Here is a 20,821-nt window from a genome sequence, read left to right on the forward strand (position 1 = left end):
GACTGCATTCCAGACCCAGCATACAGGAGGCGCTTTTTTGTTTCAAACCTCAAATTAATTCATTACAGGAATGGCTCCTTTAGTTTAAAAGCTGACTGAAAAACATCCCTGCATGATACAGAACACCATCCTCAAATTCGCCACCTGCCGTAAATCCGGTTCGTCCACATACTCGATATGGTCACCTTCCACGATGTAGCTACCTGTGTAGGCACTTTGCCTCTGATCACGTGCTCCTGTTCATTTGGCGTTGTTTCTGTACCCTTATTATGAGACAATGATGCTTTGAACTGGTAGAAGAATCAGAGCAAATTATTGCCTAATCCTCCAAAGACCCTTAATATGTAATAAACTACTGAAAATGAAAACGGGCTACGTTGCAAAGAAGGGATGTGTCATGATGGGGGCAACCAAAATAGAGGGTTCTACCATGGAAAAACAAGCCGAATTGGCAAGGCTTATAGAACGATTTTCAAATCAGGACGGAGTTCTCACTACAGCCATACCTTCGCTTCATTTCGTCCGAAGTTCAAATACAACCGTTCCGATACATCAAGTCCATGAACCCGCCTTATGTATTGTGGCACAAGGCAGAAAAGTCGTGATGCTCGCAGAGGAAAGTTACCATTACGGCACATCCGACTACCTTGTTGTGTCGGTGGATTTGCCGATTTCGGGGCAGGTCATCCAAGCGTCAGCAGAAGCTCCTTATTTGTGCCTCCGGCTCAATTTTGATCCGCATCAGGTTTTGGATCTGATCAAGGAATCTGCTCTTCCCACAAGCCCAATGCCTGATTCCAGACGAGGCTTGTATGTAAGCCAAACCAACTCTCTACTGCTGGATGCCGTGATAAGGCTAGTGCATCTTTTGGAAAACCCGCAGGATGTTCCAGTGCTGGCTCCATTAGTCATTCGTGAGATACTGTATAGGATTTTACAGGGTAATCAGGGGGAATCCTTAAAACAACTGGTCATGACCGGCAGCCATTCAAACCGGATTGCAGAAGTCATAAAGCGGATTAAGCAGGATTATGATAAGCCGTTGCGTATTGAGGAATTGTCCAAACTAGCGAATATGAGTCCTTCGTCACTACATCGTCATTTTAAAGAGGTTACGGCTATGAGCCCAATGCAATATCAAAAACAATTACGTCTACAAGAGTCCCGCCGCCTGTTGTTATCCGAATCAGCGGATGCGGCAGATGTCGGTTTTCAGGTAGGTTACGAGAGTCCCTCACAATTCAGCCGCGAATACGCCCGCTTGTTCGGCCTGCCTCCAATTAGTGATATCAAACGCTTGCGCTCGGATCAGGATCACCCGACCATTTAACCCGTTGTTAGATGAACATCTGAAACCACTGGTTCTACTAACGCTTATCCCGGTCATACAGCACAAAACAGCCGCTCCTCCGGTAGAGACGCGGCTGTTCAATATATTCCTCTATGCATGTGGTCATCACTATTTGAGCATCAATACGGATTATCCAGCTTGACGAACAAGGCTCGAATGACATCCTTCTCTGCCGTAGTAAGCTTTTGTCCTGCCTGCCATTGTTGAATCTCTTTCTTGACTTCCTTTGGTTCTCTATAGCTGAGAGCATACCCGATGCTTCCTATACCTTGTGTGCGGTTGGTTTTGTCCATATTTGCCAATGCTCGAGTCATCGCAGTTCTGTCTCTTGTAAACAAATCTCCCATAAGACCAGAATAGCTTTCGCTTAAAGCTCCATCCAATCCTTCAGAAGCTCGGATCACATTTGGAAAACTTTCCGATGGAATAAAAGCGCGCTGCCTATACAGATATTCGATGATTTCCAGGCTTAGATGTTCATTGATTTCGTTCATCTTTCTCCATTGGATTCCTGCTAAATGGTCCGTCATGTGACGTACTTTTGCTTCATCACTGAGGGATGAGTCCTTATAAAAGGACAGCACCAGCTCCTCTTTACTTTGCCGGGTATGCTGCGTATTGGCTGCAGTTTGTTTGGGCTTCCCGGCACTTGCTCCAGACGGCGGCGCAGCGTCAGCATGCTTTTCCACCGGATTGGTTGTACAACCTACGGTTACAGCCAGCAATAGTGCAGTACAAGCTACAGAAACGAACACGCTACCTTTTGACATGAATTCACTCTCCTGTCCGAACAAACAATGGTAGTTATGATTGCCCAAAATCCACCCATATCCTACTACGCTTGCGACCGTTCATCCATCGTTATAACGATAGGAAGATTCCATCTAGACTTCTACGCGTCACGTCCAACCGTAGGCTTGCGAATCACAGACACGCTCGATTCCCTGACGATTAAGCGAGGCTCGAATTGCACTCGCTCGTAATCGCCCGGTGTCTGATCCTGAATCCGCTTGAGCAGCAGCTCCGCAGCCAATCGTGCCACCTCTTCTCCCATAATGGAAACAGAGCTGATCTGCGGCGTTGTTACCGTAGCCCATAAATTGTTATCAATGCCGACCACCGCTACCTCTTCCGGCACTTTTACACCCAAATCCTTAAATCGATTCACGATTCCTATCGCTACCATATCGTTAACCGCATAAATAGCATCCGGCATGTGTTTCAAGCTATAAAAATAATCGGCTGCACGCAATCCCGTCTCAAAGGAGAAATCATCGCCAAAATAAACAAGAGAAATATCCACATGCGGGAGAAATTGCTCATAGGCAAAGTATCTTTCCTCGATTTTGTCCTTCGCAGCGCCTGCATAAGCAATTCTCGTTCGACCGATTTTAAGCAAATGCTCCATCACAAGCCGTCCCTCTTGTCGGGCCAGACTGACAATATCGGCTTTGACGTCTTCGCCCAGCTTTTTGCCGTAGTTAATGATGGACACCGGAACGCTGGCTTTATTGATCAGATCCACCAGCATTTTGGGATACGCCAGTGGCATAATAATAAGTCCGTCCACATGCAGCTTCTTGACCTCCCGCACCGTTTCAAGCTCCATTCTGGCATTTCCGGCGGTATTAATTTGCACGACACGGTAACCATGCTGCTTGGCAGCTTGCTCCACGGACCAAGCGATCTCAGGGATAATCGCGTTACGGATATCCGGCACGGCCAACGCAATTTGGTATGTTTGGCGAACCTTCAGGCTCTGAGCTGAGGTATTGGGCGTAAAACCCATTTCTTCAATCACTTGCAAAATCAATGCCTTCGTTCTCGGGCTGATGCCCTCACTATCGTTAATAGCTCTGGAGACAGTCGCAATACCGACCCCTGCTCGCTTGGCTACATCCTCTATGGTTACTTTTTTTTGATCTGGCACACCCAAAATCCTTTCACGGTCGGAATCGTTTTCTGACTTTCAACAATAAAATCTCTGTATTGATATTATACCATAGAATGAGTATTTAAAAATTGAAGTAGTTTCTTCATCATCGCTGCTTCGTTTAAAAAATTCACAAAATCTCTTTAATCAAAGCGATAGCCCAAATGTAGCGCTGTAGTAACAAGTGATTATATTCACACAAAAATCAAGTGCTTTTTGTATGAATTTGGTTTGACAATGTGTAAAAATTGTGACATATTATTTTTCGGAAACGTTTCCTAATTGATTTGCTTTTATAACAATACATGATCATATATTCGTCAAGGAGATGACAGACATGCAAGCATTGAGATGGCATGGAGTAAAAGATTTACGTCTGGAAAACATTGAGCAGCCCGCTGCTCTGGCAGGAAAAGTAAAAATCAAAGTGGAATGGTGCGGCATTTGCGGGAGTGATCTGCATGAATATGTGGCAGGACCGATCTTCATTCCCCAAGATGCTCCTCATCCATTAACTGGTGAAAAGGCTCCTGTCGTCATGGGACATGAATTCTCTGGACAAGTGGTCGAAATCGGCGAAGGTGTAACCAAGATTCAGGTTGGCGACCGTGTGGTCGTAGAACCGATTTTTGCATGTGGAGAATGTGATGCATGTAAACAAGGCAAATATAATCTTTGCGATAAAATGGGCTTCCTCGGTCTGGCAGGCGGCGGTGGTGGATTTTCCGAATATGTCGCAGCAGACGAGCATATAGTTCACAAAATTCCCGAAAGCGTGTCTTTCGAGCAAGGCGCTTTGGTAGAACCTTCAGCCGTTGCCCTGTATGCTGTTCGCCAAAGCCAACTAAAAGTCGGCGACAAAGCTGTAGTATTCGGCGCTGGCCCTATCGGATTGCTGGTTATTGAAGCGTTGAAAGCTTCGGGCGCATCTGAGATTTATGCAGTAGAGCTTTCTGAGGAGCGTAAAGCTAAAGCTGAAGAGCTGGGTGCTATTGTGCTTGATCCTAAGACTTATGATGTAGTGGAAGAACTGCACAAACGGACCAACGGCGGCGTAGATGTAGCCTATGAAGTCACTGGAGTACCTCCTGTACTGACTCAAGCGATCGAGTCCACCAAAATCAGCGGACAAATTATGATCGTCAGCATTTTCGAAAAAGAAGCTCCAATCAAGCCTAACAATATCGTTATGAAAGAGCGCAATATGACCGGCATTATCGGTTACCGTGATGTGTTCCCGGCTGTAATCAGCCTGATGGAAAAAGGGTATTTCCCTGCGGACAAGCTCGTTACCAAACGTATTAAGCTCGATGAAGTGATTGAACACGGTTTTGAAGCTCTGCTGAAAGAGAAAAATCAGGTTAAAATCCTCGTATCTCCGCAATCTTAATCTAAAAAGCAAACTCAGATGTCTGCCCTATGCAGGCATCTTTTCATAAAAAAGCGCTCCTCCATCACTGCGGCATAAAGCCGTAACGACGGGTGAGCGCTTTTGAATTACAATCTCAATTATGGAGTTACACTTTTCAGAACATCATCAATCATTTGTCCGTTTGCAATCGTACCTGTATAAAGCCAACTGGAATCTTTACCAAAATCATATATATGGCCTTCTTTAACCGCTGGAATCCCTTCCCATACAGGATCTTTGATGATCTCATCCTTGCTTACGCCTTTGCTGTTCACGATAAAGATATAATCCGCATCCAACTGCGCCAGTTTCTCCAGGGATAAGTTACTCCAGTTCGCCTTGCCTGTTTTGGAAATCTCCTGTACGACTTGTGGAACCTTGAATCCCAAATCTTTGTATAATACATCACCGCTGGACAAATTCTGGTTCACTACATACACGTTTTTGTCCGTTACCCACAATGACGCTGCGGTTTTTTGTCCAACAGTCTGGCTCAGCTTGGCTTTAGCTTCTGCTGCTTTTTTGTCATAAATGCTCAATGCCTGCTTCGCTTCGCTGCTCTTGTTCAGCACCTCACCTATGGTCAGCAGCTCTTGACGCCAATCGTTGTTTAGATTACTGCCTACAACGTAGGTGGGAGCGATTTTAGAGTATTGGTTATATTTATCCCCCTCTACCATACTCGCACTGTCCATAATGATTAAATCCGGCTTAAAGTTCAGAACCGCTTCAAATGGGAGGTCAGAGGCGATCGTAGGGATGTCCTTCAATTCTTTTTGCAGGTAACCTTGAACCGAATTTTTACCTACTGACCATTGAGCAACAGGCTTAACACCCAGTGCAACCAAATGATCCTCCAGATAAGAAGCGATCACACGCTGAGGCTGAGCCGGAACCTTTACCTCATGTCCAAGTGCATCCTTCAGCACCCGTTCCTGCGATGTCTGTTCTGCCGATGTATTGTTGGTCCCTGTAGAAGCGCCATCGGTTGCCGCAGGACTTGATGTGCCTGAACACGCGCTGACTAGCAGGGTAAAACTAAGCAATACAATAAACGCCATGGAATGTCTTTTATTTCTATTCATTCGTAAAATCCCTTCATCATAATTTTGATAATGATTATTATCCTCAGTAACAGTATGCGGTGCACCACTTATCGAATCAATGGAACATCCAGACCTGCCTAATGGATTATCTGGACTTTTGTCCCTCGAAAAGAGCGAAGGATGTAAACTGGCCCGATAATGAACAGGGGATACTCCGATATATTTTTTGAATGCCCGGCTAAAAAAATAGACATCCGGGTATCCCACGCCGACAGCGATATCCTGTAAGGTGGCATCTGTCTTCCGCAGAAGCTCCTTCGCCTTGTCCATTCGTAGCTGGATCAGAAACATTATCGGGCTGCAATCCGTTTGTTTTTTAAATAACCGGGTCAGGTGTCTTGGACTGCATTCCAATAATCCGGCCAACCGTTCTAACGTAATGGACTCTGCATAATGCGTCTGCATAAATTGAATCGCCTGTGTCACCATATCCCGGGAAGGCATTCGAACCTTCTGCTGCTGCAATTGCCGCATACATTCATACGCAAAATCATAGAACCTGCCCTGAGCCTGCACCTTGGACAACGTATCCTTATCATGCCATGCCTGCTCCAGTAGTTGCAGCTTTTGATACAGCATAACCGGATACGGTGGCACAAAGCCATGAGCTACAGGAGGAAGGTTATACACCGTATGTCCCGATAGAGAAGCCACTTTATATAGTACAAGAATATATTCGATTCCTCGTTCCGAGGGAGTCATATTCAGTTCCAGGCCTTTGCTGCCATGCAGCACGTACCATGAATGTCTTGTATCATCCTGATCCTCCGTAGGCAAGCGTACACTTCCCTGTAACACAAATACGAAAGCCTGCGCCGGAAGACGATACGGTTGAAGCCGCTCTTCCCGCTCCAGCCGAATATGTCGGACATCCATAACACGGATCGACGAATGGAGCCATGCGGAAAGCAGCTTGTTCAGCTCATCAGCCTCATACTTCTTGCCCGTCCCGGTTTGGGAACCTGTCCGCTTTTTCCGTTCCTGCTTCACTTGTCAAAGCCTCCGCTTCATAAATACCATCTTATTTTTCCAAACCAACCCCATTATATATCATCTTCTACGGTGTCTACCATGAGACAAATATTCCTGCTCGAAACAAGGCGAATAAACCATTTTCATGGTACAATTTGTATAAATTTAAGATTTTAAAATACATAGGAGGTTTGACAGCATGAGCGGTTCCAACATTGTATTGAGTACAGGAGCTAATGCACCTTTCGGTAAGGAGGATACAGTACGGGTCACAATTACATGGGAGCATGCGCCAGCCGAGCTGGATGTTAGCTGTTTTATGGTAGGCCAAGATGGTAAAGTCGCTTCGGATGACTATTTCATTTTTTACAATCAACCAGCAGATCCGCACAGCCATATACGTTTAGAGCGCCCCAATAACAAAACCGCTGAATTCACTGTAGCCTTAAGGGCTTTGCAAGGAACTGGGGTTGATAAATGTGTATTTGCCGCCACTCTGGATGGTCCAGGTACTTTTGCCGATGTGATTGGCTGCACATTGACCGTTCAGGGAAGGCAGGTACATATCGCCTATAGCATTACCGAGGCCACCAAAGAAACGTCACTCGTATTCGCTGAAATATACCGCCATACGTCAGGCTTCAAGCTTCGCGCAGTTGGGCGTGGCTTCAACGGAGGCCTGAAACCGCTTGCCGAGGCTCATGGCGTCACCGTGGAAGAAGAGGAGCCGTCAGCAGCACCGACGAATACTGTGAATGCCAAAGCGGAGGCGAATGCTTCCTTTCCCGGTAGCGGAAAAATCAATTTACTTAAGCAGAGTGTGCAAATTTCACTGAAAAAGAAACAGATAGACCATGAAAAAGCACGAGTAGCGGTTGTATTAGACGCTTCTGGTTCCATGGGGAAGCTGTACTCACTGGGAACCGTGCAAAAAGCCTTCGAACGTGTGTTGGCTGTAGCCGCCTGTATGGATGACGATGGTGAAATGGACGTATGGTTTTTTGCAGACAAAGCCCAACGCGCTCCAAGCGTCACGGAACGAGATTACGAGAATTACGTAAAACGGACTTTCCCAGAACCTGGATATGGGAAAATAGGAATAGGTAACAATGAGCCTGAAGTGATGACGGATATCATTTTAAAATATACAGAAGAAGTACCTAATGAAACAATCCCAACCTACATTATCTTTTTCAGTGATGGCGGCGTGTATGAAACGAAAAAAATATCAAAGTTGCTGATCAAGTACTCGAAATCTCCGATTTTCTGGCAATTCGTCGGACTCGGTAATGCCGATTATGGAGTCCTTCAAAAGTTGGATGATCTGCGCGGTCGCGTAGTGGATAATGCAGATTTTTTTGCCTTGGATGACATCGACTCCGTGACAGACGCAGAATTGTACGACCGTCTGCTAAACGAATTTCCTGGTTGGCTTAAGCAAGTGCGGGCCAAAGGAATATTGCGGAGCTAATCCTTCACCACAATGCGATACCCCTGCATGATCACTTAAATATCCGCTGAGAATAGCAATAAAAGGCAGGATGACCGCAGATAGAGCAATCGTCAGCACCATCGTTCTGCCTCTTAACTGCTCTTCTACACATTTCTCTTCAGGTATTCCCCTTCATTTTAGTCATAGTAGAATTATATATGGTTAACTCCTTGCCAAATCCTATTTCTTTCATTTCCTAATTGGATATTTTCATGTAGTATAAACCTAATTGAGGCAACCCTGTTTGGGCTATGCTGAAGCTATAGACTTTATGAAGGAGGATTTCGGATTGAAATCAAATGAAGCCACTTTGCACAAAAAGCTGCTCCCTAGGCATATTACCTTTATGGCTATGGGTGGAGTCATCGGGACCGGTATTTTTAAAGGAAGTACCGAAACGATCAGCCTGGCGGGGCCTGGGGTCATTCTATCCTATGTCTTCGCGGGGCTTCTGCTCCTGGTCGTCATGGGCGCGATTGCCGAGATGGCTACCGTCTACCCCAACATGAATATGAAGGATTTTATTCGCAAAGCTTTTGGAGAACGGCTTTCCTTCATCATCGGCTGGTTGTATTGCTTCATGTGGCTGGCCGTCTGTATCATTGAAGTTATCGCAGCGGGAAGCTTCCTGCAATACTGGTTGCCAGACGTTCCATTATGGGTACTCAGTTTAGCGAGTGCGGCCTTTATTATTGTGGTTAACATGCTGAGTGTCGGCGGTTTCGGGGAACTGGAATTTTGGCTTGCGGGTATTAAAATTGCCATGATCATCATCTTTATTGCATTGGGTGGGTGTATCCTGTTCGGCATTATCCCAACTGAAACTCCGCCTTATCTGAGCAATTACGTACAGAATGGCGGATTTCTCCCCAATGGCTGGCTGGCTATTTTCTCGGCGCTGTTGGTGGTTACCTTTTCCTACGGAGGCTCTGAGTTGATCGGTCTGACGTTAACAGAAACAGAAAATCCGGAAAAGGTACTTCCGAAGGTGGTTAAAAGCTTTATTTTTCGAGTCGTGTTGTTCTATACGCTGCCGATTCTTATCATTTGCGGCTTGATTCCCTGGAATCAGCTGGATGCGAATACCAGCCCGTTCGTACAGGTGCTGTCTTCGGCAGGACTCCAAGGCTCGGCCCATGTCATGAACTTCATTTTGATTACTGCCGTACTGTCTGCCGCCAATTCAGGGATTTACGGGGCTACACGTATGTTGCATTCGCTGGCAGTCAACGGAGAAGGTCCTAAATCACTCGCCCGGGTATCCTCGAATGGGGTTCCTGTGAATAGTCTCAAATGGTGTGCCGTGATCCTGATTGTCGGTTCGATGGTCGCATATATCGCTCAGGACGGACTGTTCCGTATTCTGATGGCCGTACCGGGCTTTGTCGTTTTGCTCGTCTGGAGCTGTATTTGCCTGTCCCAGTTGAAGCTGCGCAAATCTTACCCGGTGGAACCAAGCTTCAAAATATGGGGATTTCCTTATATCACAGCGATAACCGTCGGATGCCTGTGGGTGATTGCGTTCCTGTTCTTGCTTGATCCGCAAAATCGGATCAGTATCAGCGTATGTGTGGCGTTCATGGCGTTCCTGATCATCTGGTCTTTGGTGAAGTTCCGGGGAAAGCAGGCGTAAGCAGCTCATGATTCAAGCGTATCTGTTTCCTGTTTCTTATGCCTTTCTCGCCTTTCCCTTTGCCGCGTTGCTGTTTACGCTACCTTTTCTAATCGTACAGTACCGCAGGCATGGTTATATCCATAAAACGAGAGCATTGCTGCTTTACCTGTTGCTTTTATACTTAATGAATGCTTTCTTTCTGGTGATTTTGCCGCTTCCGGCATCGCGTCATAATACGGCGTTAACCGGAGGCGCATTGCAGCTAATGCCCTTGCAGTTCATTCACGACATTATCAGGGAGACTTCTGTCTCTCCCTCCCAACCCTCCAGCTATCTGCATTTGCTGAAGGAGCGCGCTTTTCTCCAGGTCGTTTTTAACGTTCTTATGACTGTGCCTTTCGGTATGTTCTTACGTTATTATTTCCGTGCGCGGTGGGGATGGTGTCTGATCCTGTCCTTTGGCCTTTCCCTCTTCTTTGAGATGACGCAGCTAACAGGACTGTACGGATTTTTTGACCATGCGTATCGTGTGTTTGATGTGGATGATCTGATGGCAAATACATTGGGCGGCATGCTCGGCTTTCTTTTGGGCGAATGGTTTTCGCGTTTTCTCCCGCGTCTGGAGCATCTTGACAAGCATTTGGACATCACAACCAAGCGGGTGTCCTATACCAGACGAGGTATTGCCTTTTTCGTGGATTCCATCATATGGACAGGTTTGCTCGGTGTTTTGGAATACCTCCAAGTGCCCGCCGCCTTCTGGGTATCCAGTGGTGTATACTTCATGCTAATTCCTTACCTGACGAATGGGCGCACTCCCGGAAAATGGCTGGTGCGTATACATCTTGCGGGGACAGGAAACCGTATTTCCCTGTGGGAGCTCATGAAGCGCTACAGCCTCTTGTACTGGTTGTATTTCGGGATGAATTACGTGCTGGGTGGACCCGTGCTTTGGCCTCAAGTCCCTCCATGGGCGAGCGTTCTGATCAGCCTGATACTGTTGGTCATTAACGGGTGGTTCTTCTTCCATCTGGTTATACGCCTGTTCAGGAAAGACCTGTTATTTTATGAGGAGCTTAGCCATACTACCCACCGGATTACATGGCCCAAGCGACTTCATAGCCCTCTGCCTGACGCTACTGAACCTGCCAATACATCGGAAAGCTAATATAGTGATACGACAGCAAAAAACAGGCGAAGCAAAGGAACATTCCTTTGTCCGCCTGTTTTTTTATATTGCGAATAGATAATAACTCGTTTCTTTTACTTCCACTGTGCAATTTGATCAATGGGCAAACGAGTCGATGGATGACCATTGTTAATTCCTTTACCCATGGAAATGAGCATCACAGGCACATAACGATCTTTTTCAAGACCAAAGGCTTCAGCGATTCTGCTCTTGTCGTATCCACCGATTGGATTCGTATCGTAACCGTGAGCGCGTGCCACCAGCATCAACTGCATGGAAACCAGACCACCGTCGATCAAAACTGTTTCCCTGTTAATTGCTGGGTCCAGTTTCGCAAAATGGGCTCCTACTTGTTCCTGTTGCATTTCTTTAACATCTTTTGACATATAGCCCAATTCAACAGCTTCTCCGAAAATTTGTTCGAAATTATCAAAGTTGTTCAAATCCCCGAACACGGCAATCACTGCCGAAGAAGTCTCTACTTGGCGTTGATTAAAGCTCGCGAGTGGTGCCAACGTTGCTTTTCCTTCCGGGCTGTCAATCACGAGGAAGCGCCAAGGTTGCAGGTTAATGGAAGATGGAGCGCGTGTCGCTTCGGTCAAAATCTCTGTCATTTCCTCGCGGCTAATCTTCACGGACGGATCGTATACTTTGACAGAACGGCGACCCAGTGCGATTTCTTTAAAATCATTTGTTTTAACAATATTAGATGTGTTCGTATTACTCATTCAAATCTCTCCTTGTTTCCCCTATGGGTATAATGTAATTGGGGTCAGCCCATATCGGACATATGACCATTCATAACTTGCAGCATATCGGCTAACTGGCGCCGTTGGGTCTCGTCGAAGCTTTGGAGCAGCCGATCCACAAACTGTGAGCGCTCCTGTCTAAAAGTAATAATGCGCTCCCGCCCATAATCGGTCAGGCTTACCAGCGTAACCCTGTTGTCCTCTGGCTTGGTGCGCCGCATGACCATGGCTGTCGCTTCAAGCTGCTTCAAATGGCGGGTTACGGCTGCAGCGTCGATGCCAACCTCTTTTTGCAGCAAGGTCTGGCTGATCTCATCCACCTGATACAACTTGCACAACAGCTGTAATCTGGATGCGCTGATTCCTGCACAACGCTCAAAATTGGAGCTAGTCTGCTTGTTCAACAGCAACAGCGCTTCAAAAATATAGTCAGCCTCGGGTGATGTTTGGGTGATAGCAATCTCTCCTCCCTTAAGCAGGTCACTGGGCTTGACGATTCAACCATTGATCCATCAATCATTGATCTATCAAGTAATATACATCCTCTTTGAAAATAAATCAAGTCCCTGTGAAAAATAAAGTACCTCTTATCAAATAAAAGCTGAGCAACCCCGCAAGGGACTACTCAGCTTCTTCTCATATAACTAACTTTGTGATAACTCCCACACTACACTCATACGATAGCAGATCAGGAGAGCCATACAGACAGCGCCATTCAGCTTCTCTTGCTCTCTCCATCCGTAGTTGTAATATCCCGTTAAATGATGCCGTGAGACAGCATAGCGTCTGCCACACGAACAAATCCGGCGATGTTCGCCCCTACAACCAGATTCCCAGGCACGCCGTATTCCTCAGCCGCCTTCACGCTATTCGTATAGATGTTCTTCATAATGTCATGCAGCTTGGCATCCACTTCCTCAAAGGTCCATGACAGGCGCATGCTGTTCTGTGACATTTCGAGCGCGGAAACCGCAACCCCGCCTGCATTTGCCGCTTTGGCTGGTCCAAACAGCACCCCATTGCCCAAAAATACTTCAATCGCCTGTAGCGTGGATGGCATATTCGCACCTTCACCCACTGCTTTTACGCCATTGCTCACCAGCAATTGTGCTGCATGCTCGTCAATTTCGTTCTGTGTGGCGCATGGCAGTGCGATATCACATGGAATCGACCAGATATCGGAACAGCCCTCCGTATATATTGCGCCCGGACGCTCTTTGGTATACTCGCTAATGCGCAGACGATTCACTTCTTTAAGCTGCTTCACCAGATTCAGATCAATGCCGTCCGGATCATAGATGTAGCCATTCGAGTCACTACAGGCAACGACTGTAGCGCCGAGCTGCTGTGCTTTTTCAATCGCATAAATGGATACGTTCCCCGAACCCGACACAACCACACGTTTTCCCTCAAAGGACAAGCCTTGAGCGTACAGCATTTCATTTACAAAATACACGCAACCGTATCCAGTCGCTTCCGTACGCGTGAGACTACCTCCGTAATGAATCCCTTTACCGGTGAGGACGCCGCCTTCATGTCCCCCGCGAATCCGTTTGTACTGCCCGAACATGTAACCAATCTCACGCCCGCCTACACCAATATCCCCTGCCGGAACGTCGGTATCCGGTCCAATATATTTATACAGCTCGGTCATGAAGCTTTGTGTAAAGCGCATAACTTCGTTATCTGATTTCCCTTTGGGATCAAAATCGGAGCCGCCTTTGCCGCCGCCAATTGGAAGACCTGTGAGGGCGTTTTTGAAAATTTGCTCAAAACCCAAAAATTTGACGATTCCCAGATACACAGACGGATGAAAACGGATTCCACCTTTATAAGGACCGATGGCACTATTAAATTGCACCCGGAAGCCACGATTGACCTGTACGTTCCCTGCGTCGTCTACCCAAGGCACACGGAAGGTAATGACCCGTTCCGGCTCCACAAGCCGTTCCAAAAGCCCCTGCTGCATATACTTGGGATGCTTAGCCAGTACCGGAACCAGCGAATCCAATATTTCCTTGACGGCTTGATGAAATTCATTCTCATGAGGATTGCGAGCGATAACCTTCTCAAAAACGGACTGCACATATTCGGCTGCTGCTTGTTGACTCTGCTCTGAACGGATAATGGTCACTTTTCTAAAACACTCCTTTTATATTGGGTTGCTCTATTGAGAGAACGGAACAGATTCATTCCGTGTTCTGGAGAGTGTGATTTTATGTATTCATAAAATTTAGTTAACTATACATGATTTTTTATAAAAATACATCAAATTTGCTCATAAAAAAATTTTGGCCCCTTCATTAAATATCTCTATGAATCTATCATACCTTGTCATATTATTAATCCAAAATCCCTTGATTTACAGGCTTTTTTCACGATAAATAAGAATATATATACCTTACCCTACATGGTACAATAATGTGAACATAATGAAATTATATCTCAAATCAGAGCGAGGTCACGCCGTTTATGAATTCTTCCGTCCCTTTACGGACATACAATTTTTTATATTTTGCCCTGCTAGCGATTTTTGTACCCTTCCTCCCCGTTTATCTGAACGAGCAAGGATTAAACCCTGCCCAAATCGGGATGATCACGGGCACCGGCGGCTTTATCACCATTATCGCCCAGCCGCTATGGGGCATGGTCAGTGACCGAACCAGAACGATTCGCAAAGTATTACTTCTGTTGATGATATGTGCGGGAATCTCCGGTTATTTCCTGTATGCCTCAACCAGCTTTGCACTGTTGATCGGCCTGGCTATGCTGGTGTATTTCTTCCTGATGCCCATAGATCCTCTCACCGAAAGCCTGAACTTTCGGGTAGCCGAATCGGTTGGAATCAGCTATGGCTCCATCCGAACCTACGGGGCATTGGGGTATGCCGTCATGTCGCTGGTGGCAGGCTACATTATGTCAACCTTCGGCGCTCACAGCCTGGCCTGTTTGTTTGCCGGTATTGCAGCGATTAGCTTTATCATTAGCCTTGCCATGCCGGATGCTCCTGTAACAGGCAAGCCCGTGACGCTTCACAGCCTCAAAACCTTTCTAAGTAACAAGGAAACTCTCCTGTTCCTTCTGCTCGTATTTGTCTGTTCCGTTCCGGCCCGGATGAATGACACGTTTCTTGGTGTCTATATCCGTGGGCTGGGAGGCAATTCCGAACTGGTCGGGCTGGCCTTTTTCATTGCAGCAGCCAGTGAAATCGTGGTATTCGCTCTTAGCTTCTGGTGGTTGCGTGCAGGGAAAGAGCTTGCTATTATCTCTATTTCTGCCGCCTTTTATTTTATTCGCTTCTTCGCTTCAGCCTGGATCAACGATCCGCAGTTACTCGCCTATTTGCAGGTGCTTCAACTGCTGACCTTCCCGATATTTTACTCAGCGGCTATCCAATACTTGTACCGGATCGTGCCTGAGGAATGGCGTGCGACCGGACAAACCGTGCTGGCTTTGCTGTTTTTCGGCGTTTCGGGTATTGTGGCCTCTTATGCAGGCGGCGCGGTGTACGAAGCCTTCGGCGGGCAAGTGCTGTATCTGTCCATAGCTATCATGTCCTTTATTGGGATGGTGTTCGGCCTGATTTTAATGAGAATTTATGGACGACGGCATGGGTCAGATACATCAAATGGATACCATCATTCCGCTTCATAGCATGAATCTGAAACATTGCTTTATGTGTGAAAACGACTCCTAGGTAGCTGATTCACGAGTATAACAAGTATGGAAAGTGCAAAAAGAGGCTGCGCACAGGGGAGGCCACTGAAAAAGTCCCCATTGTTGAGAGTAAGAGAATATCCAAAGAAAAACGAGCCTCTAGAATCGCTTCTAAGGCTCGTTTCGCGTTCAGGGAGACATATTTGTACCCCTAAAATCTTTGTATTTTCGGAAATCAACAGTTTTTCAGTGGCCTCGCACAGGGCGGAGCCTCTTTTTTACATCCTATGAGGGTATAACTCGTCGTAATCGGGATGATCTTCTACACATAGAAGGCTTCAAGCTGACGCACAATTTCTGCCTCGTCATGCTCTACCACCTGCTGATGCTGCGATTTCGAGAACAATTGCTCAATCTGCGCCGGGAACTCCTGCTTAATGTCCACCAGACGGATCGCTTCGTCAAATTTGGCCGGATGCGCCGTTGCAAAGGTCACACATACTTCTCCCTCACCATTATACGCCTCATACGCGGCAATACCGCAAGCCGTATGCGGATCCAGCAAATAGTCATATTCGGCTTTGTATTTGCTGATCAGCTCCAGACACTTCTCGTTCGAAGCGCCCAGGGCTTCAAAATCCTGCTGTACGCGTTTTAAATCTTCCGCACTGATCACAATCCGTCCTTCGGTTTTGAGGGTATTCATGTATTCAGTTACCTTCGCTGCATCTTCTCCAAGGAAATAGTACAGATATCTTTCGAAATTGCTCGCCACCTGAATGTCCATGGAAGGACTATACGTGCTTTTGAAGCCGCCTGGTTTGTATTCGCCTGTCTTCACGAAGCGCTCCAAAATATTATTTTCATTGGTTGCAATGATCAGCTTATGGATCGGTAAGCCCATTTTCTTCGCAAGAAAGCCGGAAAAAATATTGCCAAAGTTGCCAGATGGCACACTGATATTGATTTTTTTCGTACCCGCAGACTCCTGCGCCCGGAAATAAGCATAGAAGTAATATACGGTTTGCGCTAAAATACGCACAAAGTTGATCGAGTTAATCGCGCGCAGATGATGTTTTCCTTTGAAATCCAGATCGGCAAACAGGTCCTTAATGATCTTCTGACAATCGTCAAAGTTCCCTTTTACGGACAGATTCAGTACATTTTCATCGTCTACCGTCGTCATTTGCAGCTCTTGTACTTTGCTCACCTTTTGGTGTGGATGCAAAATACAGATTTTAATGCCTTCCTTGCCACGCACGCCCTGAATGGCTGCTGCCCCGGTATCGCCCGAGGTTGCACCCAAAATGTGAATGATCTCATTCTGCTTTTTGGACACGTAGGAGTAAAATTCACCCATAAATTGCAGCGCCACATCCTTGAACGCAAACGTAGGGCCGTGGAACAGCTCCAAAATATATAGGGAATCGTTGATCTTCTTCACTGGCGTGACTTCCGGATGACGGAAGCTCGCATAACTGCGCTCCACCAGTTGCTCCAAATCTTCACGAGGAATCTCATCATTGATATACAGCGCAAAAACTTCCAGCAGTAGCTCTCTGTAGCTCAATGTTGCCCATTGCTTCAAAGTAGCTGCCGACACGGTCGGAATCTGCTCCGGTACCATCAGACCTCCATCGTCAGCTAACCCCATGAGCACGGTATCAATAAATCCCTTGGCTTCTACTCGACCTCTAGTGCTTATATATCTCATATACATCCCCCAATAAAAATTCAATTCGAACCTTTTTTCGAATATATTATTGTCTATAATACCCTGTCGCGGTGCTGTAACCAAGCCTTTTTTTCATATTTCAAAGACTTTCTCCTACTTTACCATACCCCGCTGCATCAGGCATCTGTAATCCACAGGCAATCCGAACGCCAAAAACAAGCCGAAGGTCTGGAAAGATGGAGAAGGCTCTCGTCGTTATGACCCTGAAATGGAGAGTGAAGCCAGCCTGAGAGATGGTGAAGTGCAGCTTCCTGTAAAACGCAAATCATTGCCAACCTCGTCGATCTGCTGCAACACGTCAAAGAAGTTACCCGATACGGTAATTTGATTGACAGCTCTGACCACTTGCCCCTGCTCAATCCAGTATCCCAGACAAGCCAGCGAAAAATTACCGGACGCCGTATTCGTACCCGCATGCAGACCTTGCAGCTCTACGATCATCAACCCGCGATCCATCTTGCGAATCATGTCCTCCAACATAGACGTGCCTGGTTCCACATACAGATTATGATACGACACACCAATTTTACCGTTATAGCTGCCCTTGGAAGCATTAGAGGTACTTTCCACCCCAGCCTTGCGAGCCGTCTTGCGGTTATGGAAATACGTCCGTAGTTCCCCGTCCTTGATGATCTCGTTACGATGCGTTGCGCTGCCTTCGGCATCAAACGTACTGCCTGCGGGAACATTCTCCATCAGCGGATCATCAATCAGCGTAATACGCTCGCTTGCCACCTTTTGCCCCAGTTTCCCAGCCAATCGCGAAAAGCCTTTATCCACCGACTCCGCTGAAAATACCGACGTATACGCAGCCAGCAATTGCGTTGCTGCATCATGACGGAAAATGACCGGATAGTTATCCGATTGGATCGTGTGCGCACCCAGCTTGGAAACAGCCTCTTTTACGGCTTTATGCGCCACATCCACAATATCGATTTCCTCCACGCTCCGCAGGGAATAATCATGCCAGCCCCCAGTTACCGTCTCGTCATGGTCTGCTGCAATCACATACACGTAAGCGGTCGCTAGGCTTTTGCGACGATGGCAGTGCAGCCCCTTTGTATTCACAATTAGGACTTCATTTTCACGAATGCTGACCGAGCAATGCCGAGCCATCACAATCCGTGGATCTGCGGCAAGCGCTGTGCGCTCCATTTCTAGCGCCGCTTCGATCAGAATCTCAGGAGCCGTGTCAGCCAACGCTGAGGCATAGGCAGGCTGCTCAGGGTAGCTCTCAGAGCCTGCGAACAGTTCATCCTGTTCCTCGCTCTCCAATATGTCCGCGTTGCTGCGTGCCTCTTCCAATAAAAAGTCAATCACGTCCGTCTCCAGCTTCTCCGTAGAGGCATAGCCCATTTTCCCGTTAATGACACCCCGGAAGGAAAGTCCACCGTTCTCGACGATGGTATATTGGTCAATTTCTCCCTTCAGTACCTTTACCGAGGTAGAACGTCCATTTACATAGTAGATTTCCATATCCGCGTAGCCGATTTCCCGACCTTTGGTGAACAACGCTTCCTGAAATTGCTGAATATTCATCGCCTATTCCCCCTTCCGTCCGCCGACGGTCATCTCAGACACGCGAATTGTCGGCTGTCCGCAATTGACTGGAAGGCTTCCACTGACCGAGCCGCACATCCCCTGACCATGATCCAGATTGTTGCCGACCATATCAATATTTTGCAGAGTTTCAATCCCTTTGCCGATTAGTGTTGCCCCTTTGACCGGCTCGGCAATTTTGCCGTTGCGAATCATGTATGCCTCTTCAACTGCAAAATTAAACTCGCTCGTCGAGGTATTCACCGAACCGCCGCCCAGCGATTTGGCATAGATCCCGTACTCTGTATTTGCAATGATTTCTTCACGGGTCGAATCCCCGTTCGCAATAAACGTATTGTTCATACGGGATGCAGGCGCGAATTTATAGGATTGTCTTCGTCCCGACCCTGTCGCAGATACCCCCATCTGGCGCGAGCCCATTCGGTCGATCAGATATCCTTTTAAAATGCCGTTCTCGATCAGTACGTTGCGCTGTGTCGGAGCTCCTTCATCATCGATATTGAGCGAGCCCCACGCGTTTGGAATCGTTCCATCATCTATAGCCGTAACGAGCGGTGAAGCCACCTGCTGCCCGATCTTATTCGCAAACACGGAGGTTCCATGGGCCACCGCCGTAGATTCCAGCCCGTGTCCACACGCCTCGTGGAAAAGAACACCCCCGAAGCCGTTCTCAATCACGACGGGCAGTCTGCCGCTAGGCGCATATCCCGCTTTGACCATCGTGGTCGCAATACGGGCGGCGTGTCTCGCATTTTCTTCGATATTCAGGTTCTCCAGGAATTCAGTCCCTGCATACGCTCCCGGCCCACGGAACCCGGATTGTCTATGCTCCCCATCAGTCGCAATCGCGCTTATTCTCATACGTGTATACGTGCGAGTATCCTCCACCAACAGCCCGTTGCTATTGGCGATCAGCACGTTTTGGATCGAGTTGCTAATCCCAATGGAGGTTTGCGTGATGGAAGGATCGTATTGGCTTGCGGCCTCATGCGCCCGTCTCATCATATCGATCTTGGCACGTTTCTGTGAACCGTCAGGAATGATCGCAATCGGATGTTGGTTAGGGATAGCATGGGGATGGAGTGTAATGGTGTGTGTACCTGGCACTCCACCGCCGCGAATGGCCTTGGCGGCCGATTTTGCCAATCGAATGAGGCTCTGTTCGCTCATGTCGCTGGTGTAGGCGTACACCGAAAAATGCTTCTTCATGATCCGAATGCCAATCCCAAAATCCCGGCCTGACAGCGCCGTATCCACGACTCCCCCAGTCATGCCCAGTTGTCCATTGGTGCGGTCCTCGGCGAACACCTCTGCAAAATCTCCGCCCGTCTCCAGCGCAGCTTGCAGCATATCCTGAATCTGTGTTGGATGTATCATCACGTTCCTCCTCGTTTTTGCCGTATTTCATATTGTACGGTTATTCGTTCAAGATAATATGCGGGTTCATGTTTATTTCCCATAACTTTACTATACATGATGTTGGGAGTGGGTGTAACTATTTGGGTGGCAAGTGGTTTGGAGGAGGGTGAAGATTCATGTGTAGGGATTGGGAGAGGGAAAATGGGAAAACCCGATCAGACCGTGAAGGGTCATGTCGGGTTATTGGAGCATTTTGATTACTGGCTGGATTGAGTAAGTACGTGCATGTAAGGCCGCTACGAGACGGATCATTCTTCCGATCGCTGTTGCTCCCGTATTTTATTGATTATATTTTAATGGTAAAAATCCGGTGACAGTTTATGCTTACGAAGCTAGCTTTCCTACGGAAAGCTTTCAGCCGAACGCTCCGCTTCTTCAGAACGATTCCGTCCCCTCCGCTGCTATGTTTGGGTTTGCTTCATTTTGTTTGCCAAAATACTTTTTTTCAAACGAACTTTAAACAGTTCTCTTCGTAAATCCAGTTCCATAATATGAAGATGATCTGCCGCTTCTTTGACCGTTTCCATGTGTAATACGCTTGCCTTTTGAGAAATGTGGACTACTGTCAATAGAATGGACACCCAAAGTCGAGAATTTCAAGCGGGTTTTCGGTACAACCGTTCATACTGATT

Annotated in this window: 17 protein-coding genes and 1 pseudogene; 7 read left to right on the plus strand and 11 right to left on the minus strand. The window is 47.2% G+C overall.

Annotated elements, in window-relative coordinates:
- Window positions 1–79: 79 nt before the first annotated feature.
- Window positions 80–222 (minus strand): annotated as a pseudogene (locus tag E0698_RS25050) (Atu4866 domain-containing protein); the annotation flags it as partial.
- 178 nt (window positions 223–400) lie between these two features.
- On the opposite strand from E0698_RS25050, the gene E0698_RS25055 reads away from it, so the two are divergent.
- Complete coding sequence (locus E0698_RS25055) at window positions 401–1,330, plus strand: AraC family transcriptional regulator (RefSeq protein ID WP_192513279.1); 930 nt, start codon at window positions 401–403, stop codon at window positions 1,328–1,330.
- Window positions 1,331–1,470: 140 nt separating this feature from the next.
- Here the strand turns inward: E0698_RS25055 and E0698_RS25060 are convergent, their stop codons facing one another.
- A complete protein-coding gene (locus E0698_RS25060; RefSeq protein WP_192513280.1) occupies window positions 1,471–2,121 on the minus strand; it encodes a hypothetical protein in 651 nt (216 codons plus the stop codon).
- A 122-nt stretch (window positions 2,122–2,243) separates the two neighbouring features.
- Entirely contained in the window at window positions 2,244–3,281 is a 1,038-nt protein-coding gene (locus E0698_RS25065; RefSeq protein ID WP_149093810.1) for a LacI family DNA-binding transcriptional regulator, read from the minus strand.
- A 340-nt stretch (window positions 3,282–3,621) separates the two neighbouring features.
- Here E0698_RS25065 and E0698_RS25070 point away from each other — a divergent pair, with 340 nt between their 5' ends.
- Window positions 3,622–4,674, plus strand: a complete 1,053-nt coding sequence (locus tag E0698_RS25070; protein WP_192513281.1) for a 2,3-butanediol dehydrogenase — start codon at window positions 3,622–3,624, stop codon at window positions 4,672–4,674.
- A gap of 119 nt (window positions 4,675–4,793) precedes the next feature.
- Here the strand turns inward: E0698_RS25070 and E0698_RS25075 are convergent, their stop codons facing one another.
- Window positions 4,794–6,791: an ABC transporter substrate-binding protein gene (locus E0698_RS25075; RefSeq protein WP_192513282.1), complete on the minus strand. Its 1,998-nt coding sequence runs from the start codon at window positions 6,789–6,791 to the stop codon at window positions 4,794–4,796.
- Window positions 6,792–6,972: 181 nt separating this feature from the next.
- Here E0698_RS25075 and E0698_RS25080 point away from each other — a divergent pair, with 181 nt between their 5' ends.
- The 3 genes from E0698_RS25080 to E0698_RS25090 all read left to right on the plus strand — a co-directional run bounded on the left by E0698_RS25080 (window position 6,973) and on the right by E0698_RS25090 (window position 11,048).
- Entirely contained in the window at window positions 6,973–8,244 is a 1,272-nt protein-coding gene (locus E0698_RS25080; RefSeq protein WP_192513283.1) for a VWA domain-containing protein, read from the plus strand.
- 310 nt (window positions 8,245–8,554) lie between these two features.
- The gene (locus E0698_RS25085) at window positions 8,555–9,898 is read left to right on the plus strand and encodes an amino acid permease (protein ID WP_192513284.1); all 1,344 of its coding nucleotides are present in this window, start codon (window positions 8,555–8,557) and stop codon (window positions 9,896–9,898) included.
- A gap of 7 nt (window positions 9,899–9,905) precedes the next feature.
- Window positions 9,906–11,048, plus strand: a complete 1,143-nt coding sequence (locus tag E0698_RS25090) for a VanZ family protein (RefSeq protein WP_192513285.1) — start codon at window positions 9,906–9,908, stop codon at window positions 11,046–11,048.
- A gap of 95 nt (window positions 11,049–11,143) precedes the next feature.
- On the opposite strand, the gene E0698_RS25095 is transcribed toward E0698_RS25090, so the two are convergent.
- From E0698_RS25095 to gdhA, 3 genes are all read right to left on the minus strand, one after another.
- Window positions 11,144–11,797: a nitroreductase family protein gene (locus E0698_RS25095; protein WP_049827290.1), complete on the minus strand. Its 654-nt coding sequence runs from the start codon at window positions 11,795–11,797 to the stop codon at window positions 11,144–11,146.
- Window positions 11,798–11,841: 44 nt separating this feature from the next.
- Window positions 11,842–12,273, minus strand: coding sequence for a MarR family transcriptional regulator (locus E0698_RS25100; protein ID WP_192513292.1), 432 nt, complete (start codon window positions 12,271–12,273; stop codon window positions 11,842–11,844).
- Between the two features lie 302 nt (window positions 12,274–12,575).
- A complete protein-coding gene (gene gdhA / locus E0698_RS25105) occupies window positions 12,576–13,952 on the minus strand; it encodes an NADP-specific glutamate dehydrogenase (protein ID WP_192513286.1) in 1,377 nt (458 codons plus the stop codon).
- Window positions 13,953–14,290: 338 nt separating this feature from the next.
- Between gdhA and E0698_RS25110 the strand changes: the two genes are divergently transcribed.
- Entirely contained in the window at window positions 14,291–15,472 is a 1,182-nt protein-coding gene (locus E0698_RS25110) for an MFS transporter (protein WP_192513287.1), read from the plus strand.
- A 325-nt stretch (window positions 15,473–15,797) separates the two neighbouring features.
- Here the strand turns inward: E0698_RS25110 and thrC are convergent, their stop codons facing one another.
- The 3 genes from thrC to E0698_RS25125 all read right to left on the minus strand — a co-directional run bounded on the left by thrC (window position 15,798) and on the right by E0698_RS25125 (window position 20,147).
- Window positions 15,798–17,189: a threonine synthase gene (thrC, locus tag E0698_RS25115; protein ID WP_192513288.1), complete on the minus strand. Its 1,392-nt coding sequence runs from the start codon at window positions 17,187–17,189 to the stop codon at window positions 15,798–15,800.
- A gap of 216 nt (window positions 17,190–17,405) precedes the next feature.
- Window positions 17,406–18,749, minus strand: a complete 1,344-nt coding sequence (locus E0698_RS25120) for a TldD/PmbA family protein (protein WP_192513289.1) — start codon at window positions 18,747–18,749, stop codon at window positions 17,406–17,408.
- Between the two features lie 3 nt (window positions 18,750–18,752).
- Window positions 18,753–20,147, minus strand: a complete 1,395-nt coding sequence (locus E0698_RS25125; protein WP_192513290.1) for a TldD/PmbA family protein — start codon at window positions 20,145–20,147, stop codon at window positions 18,753–18,755.
- 96 nt (window positions 20,148–20,243) lie between these two features.
- Between E0698_RS25125 and E0698_RS25130 the strand changes: the two genes are divergently transcribed.
- Window positions 20,244–20,402, plus strand: a complete 159-nt coding sequence (locus tag E0698_RS25130; protein ID WP_192513291.1) for a hypothetical protein — start codon at window positions 20,244–20,246, stop codon at window positions 20,400–20,402.
- A gap of 188 nt (window positions 20,403–20,590) precedes the next feature.
- Here the strand turns inward: E0698_RS25130 and E0698_RS25135 are convergent, their stop codons facing one another.
- Window positions 20,591–20,758 carry a hypothetical protein gene (locus tag E0698_RS25135; RefSeq protein WP_192513293.1) on the minus strand — a complete coding sequence of 56 codons (168 nt, stop codon included), beginning with the start codon at window positions 20,756–20,758 and terminating at the stop codon, window positions 20,591–20,593.
- Window positions 20,759–20,821: the final 63 nt, after the last annotated feature.

It is taken from the genome of Paenibacillus sp. 23TSA30-6, assembly GCF_014858585.1.
Classification (GTDB): Bacteria; Bacillota; Bacilli; order Paenibacillales; family Paenibacillaceae; genus Paenibacillus.

Bases quoted from the DNA above. Each gene is read 5' to 3' on its own strand.
- E0698_RS25080 (WP_192513283.1), top strand. From the start codon at position 6,973: ATGAGCGGTTCCAACATTGTATTGAGTACAGGAGCTAATGCACCTTTC.
- E0698_RS25110 (WP_192513287.1), top strand. From the start codon at position 14,291: ATGAATTCTTCCGTCCCTTTACGGACATACAATTTTTTATATTTTGCC.
- E0698_RS25070 (WP_192513281.1), top strand. From the start codon at position 3,622: ATGCAAGCATTGAGATGGCATGGAGTAAAAGATTTACGTCTGGAAAAC.
- E0698_RS25095 (WP_049827290.1), bottom strand. From the start codon at position 11,797: ATGAGTAATACGAACACATCTAATATTGTTAAAACAAATGATTTTAAA.
- E0698_RS25130 (WP_192513291.1), top strand. From the start codon at position 20,244: ATGATGTTGGGAGTGGGTGTAACTATTTGGGTGGCAAGTGGTTTGGAG.
- E0698_RS25125 (WP_192513290.1), bottom strand. From the start codon at position 20,147: ATGATACATCCAACACAGATTCAGGATATGCTGCAAGCTGCGCTGGAG.
- E0698_RS25090 (WP_192513285.1), top strand. From the start codon at position 9,906: ATGATTCAAGCGTATCTGTTTCCTGTTTCTTATGCCTTTCTCGCCTTT.
- E0698_RS25055 (WP_192513279.1), top strand. From the start codon at position 401: ATGGGGGCAACCAAAATAGAGGGTTCTACCATGGAAAAACAAGCCGAA.
- thrC (WP_192513288.1), bottom strand. From the start codon at position 17,189: ATGAGATATATAAGCACTAGAGGTCGAGTAGAAGCCAAGGGATTTATT.
- E0698_RS25060 (WP_192513280.1), bottom strand. From the start codon at position 2,121: ATGTCAAAAGGTAGCGTGTTCGTTTCTGTAGCTTGTACTGCACTATTG.
- E0698_RS25120 (WP_192513289.1), bottom strand. From the start codon at position 18,749: ATGAATATTCAGCAATTTCAGGAAGCGTTGTTCACCAAAGGTCGGGAA.